This window comes from Streptomyces sp. NPDC085866 (assembly GCF_044541035.1).
Lineage (GTDB): Bacteria > Actinomycetota > Actinomycetes > Streptomycetales > Streptomycetaceae > Streptomyces.
Map to the genome: position 1 here is coordinate 109,691 of NZ_JBITSQ010000001.1, position 15,967 is coordinate 125,657.

The 15,967-nt window shown below is 71.7% G+C and carries 15 protein-coding genes; 8 read left to right on the forward strand and 7 right to left on the reverse strand.

All coding sequences use genetic code 11. The annotated features are described in order from the left end of the window. Positions 1-32 precede the first annotated feature (32 nt). Genes ACIF83_RS00455 through ACIF83_RS00465 form a run of 3 tightly spaced genes read left to right on the forward strand, consistent with a single transcriptional unit; the run spans position 33 to position 2,727 of the window. A complete protein-coding gene (locus ACIF83_RS00455) occupies positions 33-788 on the forward strand; it encodes a chorismate synthase (protein WP_399722483.1) in 756 nt (251 codons plus the stop codon). Next, positions 785-1,894 carry an o-succinylbenzoate synthase gene (menC, locus tag ACIF83_RS00460; protein WP_393463897.1) on the forward strand — a complete coding sequence of 370 codons (1,110 nt, stop codon included), beginning with the start codon at positions 785-787 and terminating at the stop codon, positions 1,892-1,894. The genes ACIF83_RS00455 and menC overlap by 4 nt, the downstream gene beginning before the upstream one ends. Positions 1,895-1,935: 41 nt before the next feature. Continuing rightward, positions 1,936-2,727: a S16 family serine protease gene (locus tag ACIF83_RS00465; protein ID WP_399722486.1), complete on the forward strand. Its 792-nt coding sequence runs from the start codon at positions 1,936-1,938 to the stop codon at positions 2,725-2,727. Positions 2,728-2,785: 58 nt separating this feature from the next. Here ACIF83_RS00465 and ACIF83_RS00470 read toward each other — a convergent pair whose 3' ends face one another. The 4 genes from ACIF83_RS00470 to ACIF83_RS00485 all read right to left on the reverse strand — a co-directional run bounded on the left by ACIF83_RS00470 (position 2,786) and on the right by ACIF83_RS00485 (position 5,413). Beyond that, positions 2,786-2,968 (reverse strand): hypothetical protein, encoded by a 183-nt coding sequence (locus tag ACIF83_RS00470; RefSeq protein ID WP_398139018.1) that lies wholly within the window; start codon positions 2,966-2,968, stop codon positions 2,786-2,788. Positions 2,969-2,989: 21 nt separating this feature from the next. After that, complete coding sequence (locus ACIF83_RS00475) at positions 2,990-3,574, reverse strand: ArsR/SmtB family transcription factor (RefSeq protein WP_393463906.1); 585 nt, start codon at positions 3,572-3,574, stop codon at positions 2,990-2,992. 14 nt (positions 3,575-3,588) lie between these two features. After that, positions 3,589-4,599 (reverse strand): ABC transporter permease, encoded by a 1,011-nt coding sequence (locus ACIF83_RS00480; RefSeq protein ID WP_399723129.1) that lies wholly within the window; start codon positions 4,597-4,599, stop codon positions 3,589-3,591. 331 nt (positions 4,600-4,930) lie between these two features. After that, positions 4,931-5,413, reverse strand: a complete 483-nt coding sequence (locus tag ACIF83_RS00485) for an Lrp/AsnC family transcriptional regulator (protein ID WP_393466876.1) — start codon at positions 5,411-5,413, stop codon at positions 4,931-4,933. A gap of 122 nt (positions 5,414-5,535) precedes the next feature. Between ACIF83_RS00485 and hppD the strand changes: the two genes are divergently transcribed. Beyond that, on the forward strand, positions 5,536-6,681 hold the full coding sequence (gene hppD, locus ACIF83_RS00490; RefSeq protein ID WP_393463912.1) for a 4-hydroxyphenylpyruvate dioxygenase: 1,146 nt from the start codon (positions 5,536-5,538) through the stop codon (positions 6,679-6,681). A 10-nt stretch (positions 6,682-6,691) separates the two neighbouring features. On the opposite strand, the gene ACIF83_RS00495 is transcribed toward hppD, so the two are convergent. Further along, complete coding sequence (locus ACIF83_RS00495) at positions 6,692-8,179, reverse strand: tetratricopeptide repeat protein (RefSeq protein WP_399722491.1); 1,488 nt, start codon at positions 8,177-8,179, stop codon at positions 6,692-6,694. A 92-nt stretch (positions 8,180-8,271) separates the two neighbouring features. Between ACIF83_RS00495 and ACIF83_RS00500 the strand changes: the two genes are divergently transcribed. Beyond that, on the forward strand, positions 8,272-9,687 hold the full coding sequence (locus ACIF83_RS00500; protein WP_393463918.1) for an FAD-binding oxidoreductase: 1,416 nt from the start codon (positions 8,272-8,274) through the stop codon (positions 9,685-9,687). 23 nt (positions 9,688-9,710) lie between these two features. On the opposite strand, the gene ACIF83_RS00505 is transcribed toward ACIF83_RS00500, so the two are convergent. After that, positions 9,711-10,124, reverse strand: a complete 414-nt coding sequence (locus tag ACIF83_RS00505) for an SsgA family sporulation/cell division regulator (protein ID WP_399722494.1) — start codon at positions 10,122-10,124, stop codon at positions 9,711-9,713. Between the two features lie 232 nt (positions 10,125-10,356). Here ACIF83_RS00505 and ACIF83_RS00510 point away from each other — a divergent pair, with 232 nt between their 5' ends. After that, positions 10,357-11,925: an RDD family protein gene (locus ACIF83_RS00510; protein ID WP_399722497.1), complete on the forward strand. Its 1,569-nt coding sequence runs from the start codon at positions 10,357-10,359 to the stop codon at positions 11,923-11,925. Between the two features lie 75 nt (positions 11,926-12,000). Continuing rightward, positions 12,001-12,783: an RDD family protein gene (locus ACIF83_RS00515; protein ID WP_393463927.1), complete on the forward strand. Its 783-nt coding sequence runs from the start codon at positions 12,001-12,003 to the stop codon at positions 12,781-12,783. A gap of 136 nt (positions 12,784-12,919) precedes the next feature. Here ACIF83_RS00515 and ACIF83_RS00520 read toward each other — a convergent pair whose 3' ends face one another. Then, the gene (locus ACIF83_RS00520) at positions 12,920-13,156 is read right to left on the reverse strand and encodes a hypothetical protein (RefSeq protein ID WP_145882537.1); all 237 of its coding nucleotides are present in this window, start codon (positions 13,154-13,156) and stop codon (positions 12,920-12,922) included. Between the two features lie 363 nt (positions 13,157-13,519). Between ACIF83_RS00520 and ACIF83_RS00525 the strand changes: the two genes are divergently transcribed. Beyond that, on the forward strand, positions 13,520-15,874 hold the full coding sequence (locus ACIF83_RS00525; RefSeq protein ID WP_399722501.1) for an immune inhibitor A domain-containing protein: 2,355 nt from the start codon (positions 13,520-13,522) through the stop codon (positions 15,872-15,874). Positions 15,875-15,967: the final 93 nt, after the last annotated feature.

Here is a 15,967-nt window from a genome sequence, read left to right on the forward strand (position 1 = left end):
CCTCCGAGACTCGTCCCATGACAGCAGGAGTCATGACCACAGGTGTCACCATCCGCACCGTCCACGACGTCGCCGGGCTCGCGGCCGTGGCCGACCACTTCAGCGACGTCTGGCACACCCCCCGCACCGCGCCGCCCTACCCGGCCGAGGTGCTGCACAGCCTGGTGCACGCCGGTGGCGCCGTGCACGCCGTGTACGACGGGCAGCGACTGGCCGGGGCCGCCGTGGCCGTGCTCGCGGCGGAGCGCAGCACGTACTCGCTGGTGGCGGCCGCCGACCGCGGCCTCGGACACGCAGTGAAGCAGGCGCAGCGCGACTGGGCCGTCGGGCTCGGCGCCCGCACCATGCGCTGGACCTTCGACCCGCTGGTCGGCCGCAACGCCCGCTTCAACCTGGTCAAGCTGGGCGCCGTCGGCACCGAGTACCTGGTCGACTTCTACGGCCCCATGACGGACGGCGTGAACGACGGCGACGAGAGCGACCGGCTGACGGTCACCTGGGATCTGACGGCGCCGCGACCGCCGTACGACGTGGACGTCCACGGCCCGGTGACCCGGACCGCCCCCGACGGCGGCCCGCTCGCCCGCCGCGACCTCGCCGACCGGTACGTCTGGTGCCGGGTCCCCGACGACATCGTCGCGCTCCGCGCGGCCGACCCCGCGCTCGCCCTGCGCTGGCGGCACGCCGTGCGCGAGGTGTTCCTGGAGTCCTTCGTGGCGGGCTTCCGGGCGACGGGCATGTCCCGCGACGGCTGGTACACGCTCACCCGGACGGAGGCGGCCGCATGAAGCTGGAGCGCGTGGAGATCGTGCACGTGGCGATCCCGCTGGTCACGCCCTTCCGCACGTCCTTCGGCACCATGACGACGAAGGACACCTTCCTCCTGCACGTCGTCACGGACGAGGCCGAGGGCTGGTCGGAGTTCGCCGCCGACCCCGAGCCGCTGTACTGCTCGGAGTTCGTGGCCGGCGCCGAGATCGTGCTGCGCGACTTCCTGCTGCCCCGTGCGGCCGCCCTGCCGCACCTCACGACGGCCGCCCTGGCCCCCGCCACGGCGAAGGTCAAGGGGCACGAGCTGGCGAAGGCGGCCCTGGAGACCGCGGTGCTCGACGCCGAGCTGCGGGCGTACGGCATGCCGCTCGCGACCTACCTCGGCGCCGTACGGGACCGGGTGCCCGCCGGGGTCTCCGTCGGCATCAAGAACTCCGTGCCCGAGCTGCTGGACGACGTCGAGCGCTACCTCGCCGAGGGGTACGTCCGCATCAAGCTGAAGATCGAGCCCGGCTGGGACGCCGAGCCGGTCCGGGCGGTCCGCGAGCGCTTCGGCGCCGGGCTGCCCCTCCAGGTCGACGCCAACACCGCCTACACCCTCGCGGACGCCGAACACCTGCGACGGCTGGACGAGTTCGGGCTGCTGCTGATCGAGGAGCCGCTGGAGGAGAACAACCTCCACGCCCACGCGCAGCTCCAGAAACGCCTGACGACCCCGGTCTGCCTGGACGAGTCCCTGCACCACGCCCGCGACACCGCCGCCGCGATCGCCATGGACGCCTGCCGGGTGGTGAACGTCAAGCCCGCCCGGGTCGGCGGCTACCTGGAGGCTCGCCGCGTCCACGACGTGGCCCACGCGCACGGCGTCCCGGTGTGGTGCGGCGGGATGCTGGAGACGGGCATCGGCCGCGCCCCCAACCTGGCCCTGGCCGCCCTGCCCGGCTTCACCCTGCCCGGCGACACCTCGGCCTCCTCGCGCTACTTCGCCGAGGACATCACCGAGCCGTTCGTCCTGGAGGCCGGCCACCTCCCGGTGCCGACCACGCCCGGGATCGGCATCGAGCCGCTGCCGGACGCGCTGCGCCGGTTCACCCGGGAGCGCCGGGACCTGTACGCCGCATAGGAGGCGGGGGGAGGCGGGTGGCCGTCACGTAGATTGATTACGTGCTCTCACGTCTCACGCGTTCCCAGGCCGTCGCCGTCTGCGCCGTGCCCGTCGTGGCCCTGCTCGCCACGGCGGTCCTCGCGCCGCTGCCGTTCTCGGTGGCGCAGCCCGGGATGACGGCGAACGTGCTCGGGAAGAACCAGGGCACCCCGGTGATCACCGTCTCCGGTGCGCCCACCCGGACGACCGGCGGGCAGCTGCGGATGACGACCATCGAGGCGACCGGCCCGGACGCCCGGGTGTCCCTCAAGGACGTGATCGGCAACTGGTTCCGCACGGACCGGGCCGTGATGCCCCGCGACGCGGTCTACCCGAGCGGCAACAGCGTCAAGGAGATCGAGAAGCACAACGCGGAGCAGATGCAGCAGTCCCAGGACGCGGCGACCCAGGCGGCGCTGAAGTACCTGGACCTGAGAGCCGACAAGGTCAAGGTCGACCTGAAGCTCGCCGACGTGGGCGGGCCCAGTGCGGGGCTGCTGTTCACTCTGGGGATCATCGACAAGCTGAACGGCGACGGCAGCGGCGGCGACCTCACGGGTGGCCGCACCATCGCCGGTACGGGGACGATCGACGCCACCGGGCACGTCGGCGCGGTCGGCGGGGTGGCCCTGAAGACGCAGGCCGCCCGGCGGGACGGGGCCACCGTCTTCCTGGTGCCGAAGGCCGAGTGCCGCGACGCCAAGGCCGAGCTGCCCGAGGGGCTGCGGCTGGTCCCGGTGACCACGCTCAAGAGCGCGGTGGACTCCCTGATGGCGCTGGAGAAGGGGAAGGGCTCGGTTCCGAGCTGTTAGGCGACGTTCCGGGCTGCGTCGGCCGAGGCTCCGGGCTGCCGGTCGACGCCCCGAGCTGTCAGGCGACGGCCGGAGTCGGCTTCGGGGTGGCCGCGAGTCGCAGGCCGACCTCCACGAGGGTCCAGCCGACGCGGGTGCGCAGTTCGACCGGGGGCTTCGCCTCGGTGGCGAGGCGGTGGGCGGCGGCCTCGGCGTTCAGGTCGGCGACGTGCTGCTGGGCGAGCTGGGTGGTGAGCTGCATGGCGGGGCCTCTCAGTCCGTCTCAGTCGGTCTCGATGGGGAACAGGTGCGTGTGGATGCGTACTTGCTCGGAACCGGGCGTGTCCGTGTCGGTGCCGCGGCTGCGGTAGTCGTCGATCAGGGCGTGCATCTTCGCGACGAGTTCGGCGGCCAGCTCGGGTGTGAGCCGTAGCGTCGCGTCGCTCATGTCGGAGCCGCGGGACCAGTCCGCGGACCACTGGTCCCGGGTGCTGAGCCAGGTGGCCAGCTCGCGGGCGTGGGTGCCGGCGACCTCGTGCAGGAACACCTCGGCCAGTCCTCTGACCTCGGGGCCGGCGCCCTCGAACTCGTCGGTGTCGAAGACGATCCCCTGGTCCACGGCCCGCCACCAGCGCTCCCGGCCCTTGCCGTGCTCGGGTGCGTCCTCGACGAAGCCGTGGGCGGCGAGCTGGCGCAGGTGGTAGCTGGTCGCGCCGCTGGACTCGCCGAGCCGCTCCGCCAGTTGGGAGGCGGTGGCGGGTCCGCGTTGGCGCAGTGTGTCCAGCAGCTGCATCCGCAGCGGGTGCGCGAGCCCCCGCAGCGAGCGGGGATCCAGCCGGCGCTGTTTCCGTTCCTCGTGCTCCGTCATGCGTACAAAGATAGCTATGCAAAGAGTCCTTTGCAAGGACTTCTTTGCATCGAATCCGGCCCCCGCGGCCGCAGCAGCGCCTCCGCCAGCGAGGCCAGCCAGTCGACCAGCAGGGCGAGGGCGAGGGTGAGGACCGTGCCGAGCACCAGCACCGGCATCCGGTGGTCGGCGATGCCCGTGGTGATCAGCACGCCCAGGCCGCCGCCTCCGCCGAACGCCGCCAGGGTGGCCGTACCGACGTTGAGGACCAGGGCCGTACGGACGCCCGCGAGGATCAGCGGGGCGGCGAGGGGGAGTTCGACGCGGGTGAGGACGGCGAGCGGGGACATGCCGATACCGTGGGCCGCCTCCAGCAGGGCCGGGTCGTTGGCCTTCAGGCCCGCGAGGGTGTGGGCGAGGGCGGGCAGGACCGCGTAGACGGCGATGCCGATCAGGACCGCCCTCGTGCCCGAGCCGAGCACGATCACCAGCAGCGCGAGCAGGCCGATCGCCGGCGTCGCCCGGCCCCAGCCGGCGACCGTCATCGCCGCCGGGGTGACCCTCCGGAACGCCCGGCGGGTCAGCAGGACACCCAGCGGGATCGCGACGGCCAGGACGAGGAAGGTCGAGAGCGCCGTCAGCCGCACGTGCTGCCACAGCGCCCCGGAGACCCGTCCGCCGGACAGCGCGTCCGCGGAGACGGGGTCGAGGTCGGCCTGCCGGAACCACAGCCAGGTGCCGAGCAGCAGGGCGACCAGGAACGCGGGCAGCAGGGTCAGCCGCTGCCAGGTCAGACGGCGCGCGGGCGGGTCCGGCCGTGGCGACGGGGCCTCCTGGTCCGAGGCGCGCGCGTCGCGGAGTTCGGATCCGGCCCGGTGCTTGCCCTCGTCGCGTGGGGCGGACCTGGCCTTGTGCTCGCCCGCGTCACGAGGGGTGGACCCGGCCGCGTGCTCGCTCCCGGGGTGGCGGCCGAGCCCGGCCTCACCCTTGTCCTCGTCGTGGTGTGTGTCCCCGGCTTCCCGCTTGCCCTCGTCGCGGTCGGCGATCCCGGCCTCGTGCTCGACCTCGTGGCGGCGGGCGAGCCCGGCCTCACCCTTGTCCTCGTCATGGCGGGCAAGCCCGGCCCCGCGCTTGTCCGTGGCACGTCGGGTCGGCCGGACCTCGTGTTCGCCCCCGGGGTGCCGGGCGGTGCTCACGCCGTCCTCCCCCCTCCGTCGCGCCGGGCGCGGGCCGCCGCCGGTTCGTGCCGGTGGTCCACGGCGTCCGGACGGTCGGCCTCCAGCAGTCCGTGCACGGAGTTCATGAGGGTCGTCCGTGAGCGGTTGCCGACGGCGGCTGCTCAGGTACTCCCAGAAGCTCAACGGTGCTCCAGGTCGGCTAGGTCCCTTCCCGACTGTCCTCGGCGGCCTGCTCCACCAGCGGGATGATCCGCAGCGGAACGGGGTTCTCCATGACGATCGCCGTGGAGGCCCGGACGATGCCATCAAAACCGATGACCCGGTCGATCACCCGCTGAAGATCGGCGTTCGAGCGGGCCACCAAGCGGCACAGCATGTCCCCGCTGCCGGTGGTGGTGAGCAGCTCCAGCACCTCCGGCACGGTTGCCAAGTGCGCACGGACATCTGGCCCTTGACCCTGCCGGATCTGCAGCGTGGCGAACGCGGTGACCGGGTAGCCGAGGGCCGCCGGGTCCACCTGGGGCCCGAACCCGCGGATCACTCCATTCGACTGAAGCCGGTCCAGCCGCGCCTGCACCGTCCCCCGGGCGACCCCGAGCCGCCGGGACATCTCCAGCACGCCGATGCGCGGCTCCCGGGCCAGCAGCACGATGATCCGGCCGTCCAGATGATCGATCGCCACGGCGCCTCCCGGGGTGGTCATCCTGTACAGAAGGACCGCAGAAACGGTCACACCGCTGGGCAGATTGCCCAGTGAACAAAGAAACTATTGCGCACCTTGCAGGTCGGGGCCACCCTTCCGGCATGACGCAGACCACACACCACACTCCCGACACCGCCCGGCAGGCCGACCCCTTCCCGGTCAAGGGAATGGACGCGGTCGTCTTCGCCGTGGGCAACGCCAAGCAGGCGGCGCACTACTACTCCACCGCCTTCGGCATGAAGCTGGTCGCCTACTCCGGACCGGAGAACGGCAGCCGCGAGACCGCGAGTTACGTGCTCGAGAACGGCTCCGCCCGCTTCGTGTTCACCTCGGTGATCAAGGCGAGCACCGCCTGGGGCGAGTTCCTCGCCCGGCACGTGGCCGAGCACGGCGACGGCGTCATCGACCTGGCCATCGAGGTCCCGGACGCCCGCCGTGCCTACGCCTACGCGATCGAGCACGGCGCCCGCTCGGTCGCCGAGCCGTACGAGCTGAAGGACGAGCACGGCACCGTCGTCCTCGCCGCGATCGCCACCTACGGCGAGACCCGCCACACCCTCGTCGACCGCTCCGGCTACGACGGCCCGTACCTGCCCGGGTTCGCGGCCGCCGCGCCGATCGTCCAGCCGCCCGCCCAGCGCACCTTCCAGGCCATCGACCACTGCGTCGGCAACGTCGAACTCGGCCGCATGAACGAGTGGGTCGGCTTCTACAACAAGGTCATGGGCTTCACGAACATGAAGGAGTTCGTGGGCGACGACATCGCCACCGAGTACAGCGCGCTGATGTCGAAGGTCGTCGCGGACGGCACCCTCAAGGTGAAGTTCCCGATCAACGAGCCCGCGATCGCCAAGAAGAAGTCCCAGATCGACGAGTACCTGGAGTTCTACGGCGGCGCCGGCGTCCAGCACATCGCGCTGAACACCAACGACATCGTCGCGACCGTCCGCACCATGCGCGCGGCCGGAGTCCAGTTCCTCGACACCCCGGACTCGTACTACGACACGCTCGGCGAGTGGGTGGGCGACACCCGCGTGCCGATCGAGACCCTGCGCGAACTGAAGATCCTCGCCGACCGCGACGAGGACGGCTACCTGCTGCAGATCTTCACCAAGCCGGTCCAGGACAAGCCGACCGTCTTCTTCGAGCTCATCGAACGGCACGGCTCGATGGGCTTCGGCAAGGGCAACTTCAAGGCCCTGTTCGAGGCGATCGAGCGCGAGCAGGCGAAGCGCGGCAACCTGTGACGCGGCATCCCTAGGACAGATCGGCCGGCAGGGGCTCCTCCGGCAGCTCATCGAGCCCCTGCAACGCCGCCTGTGCCACAGGGACCCGCAGCGGCGAGAAGTACGGGTTGATCCGCAGCGCCTCCTCGAGGTGCCGCCGGGCCGGCCCGTACTGCTCCAGCTCGAGCTCGATCATGCCCCGGTGGTACGTGTACAGCGCGCTGCGCACCCCGCCGCCCTTCGTCTTGTCCGTCGCCGTCGTGGCGTAGTCCAGCGCCTCCTCGTCGTCGCCGGCCCGGTGCAGCGCCCAGCCGAGGGCGTCGGCCACCTCGATCCCGGGCTGGCGCTGCCACTCCTCCTCCAGGCGCACCGCCGCGTCCTCCGGGTCCCCGTGGTCGGACTCGAACTGCCCGATCAGCAGTTCCTCGTCGACCCCGCCCGCGACCGCCTGCCCTACCCACTGGTGCAGCAGCCCGTACTGCTCCTCGGCCTGTCCGGACCGCCCCAGCGACTCGTACAACTCGCCGAGTTCCAGCGCGACCTGCGGGTCCGCCCGCTTGGCCAGGGCCGTCCGGTACGCGGTGAGCGCCTCGTCGGTGCGGCCCAGCGCGGCCAGCGCCCGCCCCTGTCCGGCGAGCGCCGCCCGCTGGTCCGGGTCCAGGCGCACGGCCGCCCGGAAGTGCCGCAGCGCGTCCTCACGGTCGCCCCGCTCCCAGGCCAGCTGCCCGACCCCGGTCAGATAGGCGGCCTGCTCGGCGGGGGTACGGGCGGCCGACGCGGCGTCCGTCAGCTGGGCCACGGCGTCCTCGCGCCAGCCCCGGTCCCGGTAGACCGCCGAGGCCCGCGCCATCACGGCGGGCCGCTCGGCCGCGCCGGTGCGCAGCCCCATCAGCTTGTCCAGGGCGCTGCGGGCCGCCTTGTAGTCGCCGAGCCCGTTGTAGGCCTCGATCAGCGGTGCGTACGACGTCCACCGCTTCGGCGCGAGCTTCAGCGCCTGCTCGCCGTACCGTTTGGCCGCCGGGAAGTCCCGGCGCGCGTTCGCCAGTGCGGCCAGCCCGCCCAGCGCCTGGGCGTTGCCCGTGCCCTGCACCTCCATCGAGGTCTGCAGCGCCCGCTCGGCCTTCGGATAGTTCGCCGCGTCGGCGCTGTGCCGCCCCTGCTCCAGGTACGCGCTCCCCAGCACCGCCCACGCCCGGGCGTCCCGCGGCTGGGCCCGCACCCGGCTCTCCTGCTGTCCGATCAGCGCCGCCAGCTCCGGAAGCGCGGCCGGCATCCCGGAGGTGACCGCGGCCAGCGTCTGCGCCTGCACCCGGGCCTGGGCCCGCGGGCCCGGCGCGGCCGGTGCGGCCCGGTGGTGCGGCTCGGCCGGCAGCAGGATCAGGGCCGCGCCCGCGGCGACCCCGCAGACACACGCGGTGACCAGCATGCGCCGCAGCCACCTTCGGGGGCGGCGCGGGGGAGGCGGCTCGGGCACCTGGGACGTACCGGGGACGGAGTGGCCATACTGTCGGATCTCCATGCCGCTCACTGTGCGGCAGTACGCCGGACACGTCCGGGTGGCCCAAGGGGGGCACGGACGGGGTTCACACCGATGGCCCCGGGTGCGACGCTGTGATCATGAGCCGAATCGAAGCGCGTCGCGACGAGGACGCAGCACACACCGGTAACCTCACCGACCGGCTCCTGGCCGGCCTGCCCGCCGAGGCCGTCCTCACCGACCCCGACGTCACCGCCTCCTACGCCAACGACATGGCGAGCTTCTGCCCGGCCGGCGCCCCGGCCGTGGTCGTCCTGCCGCGCACTGTCGAGCAGGTCCAGCACGTCATGCGCACCGCCACCGAGCTGCGCGTCCCGGTCGTCCCGCAGGGCGCCCGCTCCGGTCTGTCCGGCGGCGCCAACGCCACGGACGGCTGCATCGTGCTGTCCCTCACCCGGATGGACCGCATCCTGGAGATCAGCCCCGTCGACCGGATCGCCGTCGTCGAACCGGGCGTCATCAACGCCACCCTCTCCCGCGCCGTCGAGGAACACGGCCTGTACTACCCGCCCGACCCCTCCAGCTGGGAGATGTGCACCATCGGCGGCAACATCGGCACGGGCTCGGGCGGCCTGTGCTGTGTGAAGTACGGCGTGACCGCCGAGTACGTCCTCGGCCTGGAGGTCGTCCTCGCCGACGGCCGCCTGATGTCCACCGGCCGGCGCACCGCGAAGGGCGTGGCGGGCTACGACCTCACCCGGCTCTTCGTCGGCTCCGAGGGCTCGCTCGGCATCGTCGTCCGCGCGGTCCTCGGGCTGCGGCCCAAGCCGCCCCAGCAGCTCGTGCTGGCCGCGGAGTTCGGCTCGGCGGCCGCCGCCTGCGAAGCCGTGTGCCGGATCATGGAGGGCGGGCACGTGCCCTCCCTCCTCGAACTGATGGACCGTACGACCGTCAAGGCGGTCAACGACCTCGCCCACATGGGTCTCCCGGAGACCACCGAGGCGCTGCTGCTGGCCGCCTTCGACACCCCGGACCCCACCGCCGACCTCGCCGCCGTCGGGGCGCTGTGCGAGGCCGCGGGCGCCGCCCAGGTCGTCCCGGCCGAGGACGCCGCCGAGTCCGAACTCCTCCTCCAGGCGCGGCGGCTCTCGCTGACCGCGCTGGAGGCGGTGAAGGGCACGACGATGATCGACGACGTGTGCGTGCCCCGCTCGAAGCTCGGCGCGATGCTCGCCGGCGTCGAACAGATCGCCGCCAAGTACGGGCTCACCATCGGGGTCTGCGCGCACGCAGGCGACGGCAACACGCACCCCACCGTCTGCTTCGACGCCCAGGACCCCGACGAGTCCCGGCGGGCCCGCGAGTCCTTCGACGAGATCATGGCCCTCGGCCTGGAACTCGGCGGCACCATCACCGGCGAACACGGGGTGGGCGTCCTGAAGAAGGAGTGGCTGGCGCGGGAGATCGGCCCGGTCGGCGTGGAGATGCAGCGGGCGGTGAAGCACGTCTTCGACCCGCTCGGCATCCTCAACCCCGGCAAGCTGTTCTGACCCTGCCTTCTCGGACCGTGCCCTCACCGGGCGAGCAGTTGGTCGAGCGCGTCGTCGATGCCCAGCTGCCCGCCCTCGGTCCCGGGGGGCACCACGCGCAGCGTCCGCTCCAGCCAGGCCGACACCTGGGCGGAGGGCGCCTCCAGCAGGGCGTCCCCGTCCGGCGAACTCAGCGCCATCAGCACGACGCTGCGCCCGTCGACCTTGGTCGGCCACACCCGCACGTCCCCGTGCCCGCACGGCCGGAACACCCCCTCCACGAGGAGTTCCCGGGCGAACGTCCAGCTGACGGGGTGCTCGGAGTTGATGTGGAAGGTGATGTGGATCGCGTAGGGGTCGTCGGGGCGGTAGCTGAGCCGGGCCGGGACCGGGATGCTCCGCTCGGGCGACAGGATGAGCCGCAACTCCAGCTCCCGCTCCACCGCGGTGTGATGCATGACCTGCTTCTCCTCTGTGCCGGGGCCCTTCGGACCGGGCCCTTACCAGGGAGAGGGGGCAGGGGCACGGGCATTACGCGGGTTCGGGAAACTTTTTCGGCCCAGGTGTGGGACCCGGGCACGGCGTTGCCCGGAAAGGGGTGGGTACGGCGGGAGTGGCGGTGTGGCGTGCCCCGGTCTGATAGATGTGGGGGACCCCATCCCACCTCCGAGCAGATACGGGACGACGGACATGAGCGCCCCAACCCCGGCCCCCGGTGAAGACAGGCCCCGCGAGGGCTACTACCCGGACCCGTCCATCCCCGGCTACGTCCGGTACTGGAACGGCGCCTCCTGGGTGCCGGGCACCAGCCGGCCGGCGCCGAAGGACGGCGAACCGCTCACCCCGCCGCCCGGTGCCCGCCCGGCGGCGCCGTCCGTCGAGGAGACGGGCCCGCACTTCTTCGACGAGGACCCGCAGCCGGACCCCTCCCGGCAGGACCGGCCGTCCGCCTGGGGCACCGACCCCCGCGTCCCCGCGGACAACCCCTCCCAGCCGTCCGGCCACGCCGCCCGCACCGACGGCACGGCGTCGATCCCGCCCGCGGACGACGGCGCTCCCGACCCAGGCGGCACCTTCATCTTCCGCCGCCCGGTCCCGGGCCCCGCGGCGGTCACGGACGACGGCACCATGACGTTCGGACCGGGCCAGGGCCGGCAGCCCGGCAGGCCCGACTCCTCCGGCACGCCCGGCTTCGGGGCACCGGCCTCCGGTCCGGCGGCTGCGGACGGTCCCGGTGCGGGCGGCTTCGGCGCGGGTCCGGCAGGGCCCGGTGCGGGCGGCTTCGGCGCGCCGGCCTCCGGTGCGGGGGCGGCGTCCGGTGGGCCCGGTACCGCGGGCCCTGCCGCGCAGGCGTCCGGCTCGGCGGCTGCCGGTGGCTTCGCGGCCCAGGGGCCGGTCGGGGCACCGCACGCGGGGCCCGGTGGCCCAAGTGGTGCTGCCGCGGGCGGACTCGGCGGACCCGCTGCGCAGGGTCCGATCGGGGCGCCCGGCGCACGGTCGGCGGCGCCCACCGGTCCCGGGTTCGGTGCCGGGAAGGCCGCCGCCGCTCGTGCCGCGGCCGCACAGACTCCTCAGGCGCCCCAGGCCTCCGCCCCCGTGGCCCCCTCGGTGCCGCAACAGGCCGGTTCCGGTACCCCGATGACCTCGGGGCAGGGCGGTGGGCAGGCTTCCTGGGCCCAGCAGGTGCACCAGCTGGCCGGGGGCGCGGACGAGCAGGTCGCTCCGTGGAAGCCGCCGGTGGAGGACATCTTCCAGGCGGCCGCCCGCCGGCAGGCCGCGGCCCGTCCGGCCGGCCTCGGCAGGCGGTTCGCCGCCCGCCTGCTCGACAGCCTGGTCGTCGGCGCCGTCACCGCCGCCGCTGCGGTCCCGTTCGCCGCACAGACGGTCGACCACGTCCAGCAGAAGATCGACGAGGCCAAGCTGTCCGGCCGTACCGTCACGGTCTGGCTGCTCGACGGCACCACCGGCACCGCCCTCGGTGTCGTCCTCGCCGTCCTCCTCCTCTTCGGTGTTCTGTACGAGGTGCTGCCCACCGCCAAGTGGGGCCGCACCCTCGGCAAGAAGCTGTGCGGCCTGGAGGTCCGGGACATCGAGGCGCACGAGCCCCCGACGTTCGGCGCGGCCCTGCGCCGCTGGCTGGTGTACAGCATTCCGGGCCTGCTCGGCATCGGGATCGTCGGCGTGCTGTGGTGCGTGTTCGACCGGCCCTGGCACCAGTGCTGGCACGACAAGGCGGCCCACACCTTCGTCGCGAGCTGACCCGACGGGCGGCTCCGTACCCCGTACGGCCGCCCGCCGGATGCGGAGCCGGGGCGTTCGCGGTCAACTCGGGCCATGAGCAGCGAACCGCCCCCCGGCTCCGGAGAGCAGCCCCCCGAGGACGACCCGTTCAGGAAGCGGCCCCCCGCGGACCAGGCGTCGGGCTCGCCGTACGACACCCCGTCCGGAGCCCAGCAGCCCCCACCGCCCGGCGGCCAGCCCCCGCCCACGGGCGGCGAGCAACCGCCGCCCGGAGGGCAGCAACCCCCGCCCTGGGGAGGCCAGCAACCCCCGCCCTACGGCGGCCAGCAGCCACCCTCCTACGGCGGTAGCGAGCCCTACGGTGGCGGCCCGTACGGCGGTCCCGGTGGTCCCGGCGGTCCGGGCTACCCGGCCGACCCGCTCGCCGGCATGCCGCCGCTCGCCGACAGCGCCAAGCGCACCATCGCGCGCATCATCGACATGATCCTGGTGGGCATCGTCGTCTGGCTGGTCACCTGGCCGCTCGGCGTCCACCAGTACTCCATGAACGGAGAGCGGGTCGAGGTCAGCCGGTCCCTGTGGCAGTCCTTCGTCGCCGCCGTCCTCTATGTCGCCTACGACACGATCATGATCGCCAGGACGGGGCAGACCCTCGGCAAGAAGTGGTTCAAGATGCGGGTGGCCAACCTGAACGACGGTGCCACGCCCTCGATGCAGACCTCGCTGATCCGCGCCCTGGTGCTGTGGCTGCCGTTCGCCTTCTGCTGCGCCTGCATCTGGACGGTGATCTGCGGTGGCTGGAGCTACTTCGACAAGCCCTACAAGCAGGGCCTGCACGACAAGGCCGCCAAGACCGTGGAGGTCAGCACCGAGTGAGCGCCGCCGTGTGAGCAGTGCGGTGTGAGCAGTGCGGTGTGAGCAGTGCGGTGTGAGACGCACGGCGCACACGAGAGCGGCGGGTCCGAGCTCCCACGGACCCGCCGCTCTCGTGTGCGCCGTGCGTGCGCGTCGTTCACAACGTGGTCGGGACCCGTTCGCTCTCGGGCGCGGTCTCGGCCGGCGGCGCGATCGTGCGCGGCCTGGGCAGTGGCACCGTCATCGCGACGAGCAGCCCCAGCGCGAGCGCGGCCAGGGCGATGACGGTGACCCCGAGGCCCGAACTCGTCTGGGACAGCAGCAGCATGGCGAGCGTCGAGAAGATCACGGTGCACGAACCGTAAGCGAGCTGTGCGGCGGTCGGACGAGGCATGGCAATCGTGTCCTCGGAAGAAAGGTGGGGGCGCCATTCGACTCTCATCGCGTGCATGCCCGAGCCGGACGCGTGGTAAGCGTGACCTAACCCACGGTACCGGTGCACGGGGGGCGCACGGAGTCATGGGGTCCGGGAAGTGGACGGGCGCACGCGCCCGTTGACCGACAGGTAAGCGTGTTCGTAAAGCGAACGCCCGCTCCGCATAGTGCACTTGTCCTGCTCAAGTCAAGGTCTGTCTTTTCTTCTAAACCTCTAGTCAAATGTCGTCACTTGATTACACGCGTTGATCATGCGCGCACGGACCCTTCCCATGACCGAGGACCCCCCTGTCCGTGTGTGCGGCGCGGGGGAGGAACTCAAGTGACCAGCAGACCCTGGACGTTCAGAGCTGCCGCCATCGGCGTGGCGCTCGCCGCGGCCTCCGCCACCTTCGCGACGTTCGCCGTCGCCGAGGCGAGCACCACGGCCGGCTCGGCTGCCGCGAACCGGCACGACCCGGCCCCGGTGAAGCAGCAGTCGCACGACCTCGACGGCCCCATGAGCAAGACGCAGAAGGCCCAGCGTCAGGAGGCCCTGAACCAGCTCATATCGGGCAAGGTCAAGGCCGAGGACCGCAACGGCTCGAAGGTCGTCCAGCTCAAGAGCAAGAAGGGCGACAGCAAGTACGTCGAGCTGAGCCGGGAGAAGACCGACAAGATCTTCACCATCCTGGTGGAGTTCGGGGACCAGAAGGACCCCAAGTTCGGCGGTACCCCCGGCCCGCTGCACAACACGATCGCCGCGCCGGACCGTAAGAAGGACAACTCGACGGCCTGGCAGAAGGACTACAACCAGAAGCACTACCAGGACCTCTACTTCGGCACCGGCAAGAAGACCGAGTCGCTGAAGAAGTACTACGAGAAGCAGTCCTCGGGCCGCTACTCGGTCGACGGTGAGGTCTCCGACTGGGTCAAGGTCCCCTACAACGAGGCCCGCTACGGCAACAACGCCTGCGGCTCCAAGAACTGCCCGAGCGTGTGGAACGTCGTCAGCGACGGCCTGAACTCCTGGGTGGCCCAGCAGAAGGCGGCCGGCAAGTCCGACGCCGACATCAAGACGGACCTGGCCAAGTACGACCAGTGGGACCGCTACGACTACGACGGCGACGGCAACTTCAACGAGCCCGACGGCTACGTCGACCACTTCCAGATCGTGCACGCGGGTGAGGACGAGTCCGCGGGCGGCGGCGCCCAGGGCGAGGACGCGATCTGGGCCCACCGCTGGTACGCCTTCGGCACCGACGCCGGCGCCACCGGCCCGGCGAACAACAAGCTCGGCGGCGCGCAGGTCGGCGACACCGGTGTCTGGGTCGGCGACTACACCATCCAGCCGGAGAACGGCGGCCTCGGTGTCTTCGCCCACGAGTACGGCCACGACCTCGGCCTGCCGGACGAGTACGACACCAGCGGTGGCGACAACTCCACCGGCTTCTGGACGCTGATGTCCTCCGGCTCCTGGCTGGGCACCGGCAAGGAGTCCATCGGCAACCTGCCCGGCGACATGAACGCCTGGGACAAGCTGCAGCTGGGCTGGCTGAACTACGACACCGCCAAGGCCGGCATCTCCTCCTGGCACAAGCTGGGCGTCGCCGAGTACAACACCAAGTACCGCCAGGCGCTGGTCGTCACGCTGCCCACCAAGGCGGTCAAGACCGAGATCGTCACCCCGGCGCAGGGCGCGACCCAGTGGTGGAGCGGCAGCGGTGACAACCTCAAGAACACGCTGACCCGTTCGGTGGACCTCACCGGTAAGACGTCGGCCGCGCTCACCCTCGACGGCTGGTACGACATCGAGAACGGCTACGACTACCTCTACACCGAGGTGTCGACCGACGGTGGCGCCAACTGGACCGCGCTGGACGGCACGGTGGACGGCCAGGCCATCCCGCGCGACGCCTCCGGCAAGCCCGCCCTGACCGGCACGGTCGACGGCTACAAGAAGCTGTCGTACTCGCTGGACGCCTACGCGGGCAAGAAGATCGACGTCCGCTTCCGCTACCTGACGGACGGCGGTGTGTCGCAGAAGGGCTTCACGGCCGACGAGATCGCGGTGACCGCGGACGGCACGGCGCTGTTCTCCGACAACGCCGAGACGGCGGACGCCGGTTGGACCGCGGCCGGGTTCTCCCGCATCGGCGCGTCCTTCACCAAGGACTACAAGCAGTACTACCTCGCCGAGAACCGCCAGTACGTGTCGTACGACAAGACCCTGAAGGTCGGCCCGTACAACTTCGGCTTCACGTCGCGTCCGGACTGGGTGGAGCACTACCCGTACCAGAACGGTCTGTTGATCTGGAAGTGGGACACCTCGCAGGCGGACAACAACACCAACGCCAGTGAGCACCCGGGCACCGGTCTGATCCTGCCGGTCGACGCGCACTGGAAGGCGCTGAAGTACTCCGACGGCACGCTGCTGCGCAACCGCATCCAGGCCTTCGACTCGCCGTTCAGCCTCGACGCGACGGACGCCTTCACGCTGCACAAGGCGGACAAGGCGACCAAGATCAAGTCGCAGAAGGGGGTGTCGGTCTTCAACGACCACACGAGCACCTACTACGACAAGTCGAACCCGACCGGTGGCGTCAAGATCACTGACACCAACACCGAGATCAAGATCACGAAGCAGGCCAAGGGTGGCTCGACGATCGAGCTGGAAGTCGGCCCCGCGGTGAAGTAGCGGATATTTCCGCAGGTCAGAAGCGTATCGGCGGTGACCCCCTGGCGGGTCGCCGCCGATCGTGTTTAGGTGCGTCCTGTGGCTCGCTTATTG

Bases quoted from the DNA above. Each gene is read 5' to 3' on its own strand.
- ACIF83_RS00455 (WP_399722483.1), top strand. From the start codon at position 33: ATGACCACAGGTGTCACCATCCGCACCGTCCACGACGTCGCCGGGCTC.
- ACIF83_RS00475 (WP_393463906.1), bottom strand. From the start codon at position 3,574: ATGACGGAGCACGAGGAACGGAAACAGCGCCGGCTGGATCCCCGCTCG.
- ACIF83_RS00505 (WP_399722494.1), bottom strand. From the start codon at position 10,124: ATGCATCACACCGCGGTGGAGCGGGAGCTGGAGTTGCGGCTCATCCTG.
- ACIF83_RS00520 (WP_145882537.1), bottom strand. From the start codon at position 13,156: ATGCCTCGTCCGACCGCCGCACAGCTCGCTTACGGTTCGTGCACCGTG.
- ACIF83_RS00470 (WP_398139018.1), bottom strand. From the start codon at position 2,968: ATGCAGCTCACCACCCAGCTCGCCCAGCAGCACGTCGCCGACCTGAAC.
- ACIF83_RS00510 (WP_399722497.1), top strand. From the start codon at position 10,357: ATGAGCGCCCCAACCCCGGCCCCCGGTGAAGACAGGCCCCGCGAGGGC.
- hppD (WP_393463912.1), top strand. From the start codon at position 5,536: ATGACGCAGACCACACACCACACTCCCGACACCGCCCGGCAGGCCGAC.
- ACIF83_RS00495 (WP_399722491.1), bottom strand. From the start codon at position 8,179: ATGGAGATCCGACAGTATGGCCACTCCGTCCCCGGTACGTCCCAGGTG.
- ACIF83_RS00515 (WP_393463927.1), top strand. From the start codon at position 12,001: ATGAGCAGCGAACCGCCCCCCGGCTCCGGAGAGCAGCCCCCCGAGGAC.
- menC (WP_393463897.1), top strand. From the start codon at position 785: ATGAAGCTGGAGCGCGTGGAGATCGTGCACGTGGCGATCCCGCTGGTC.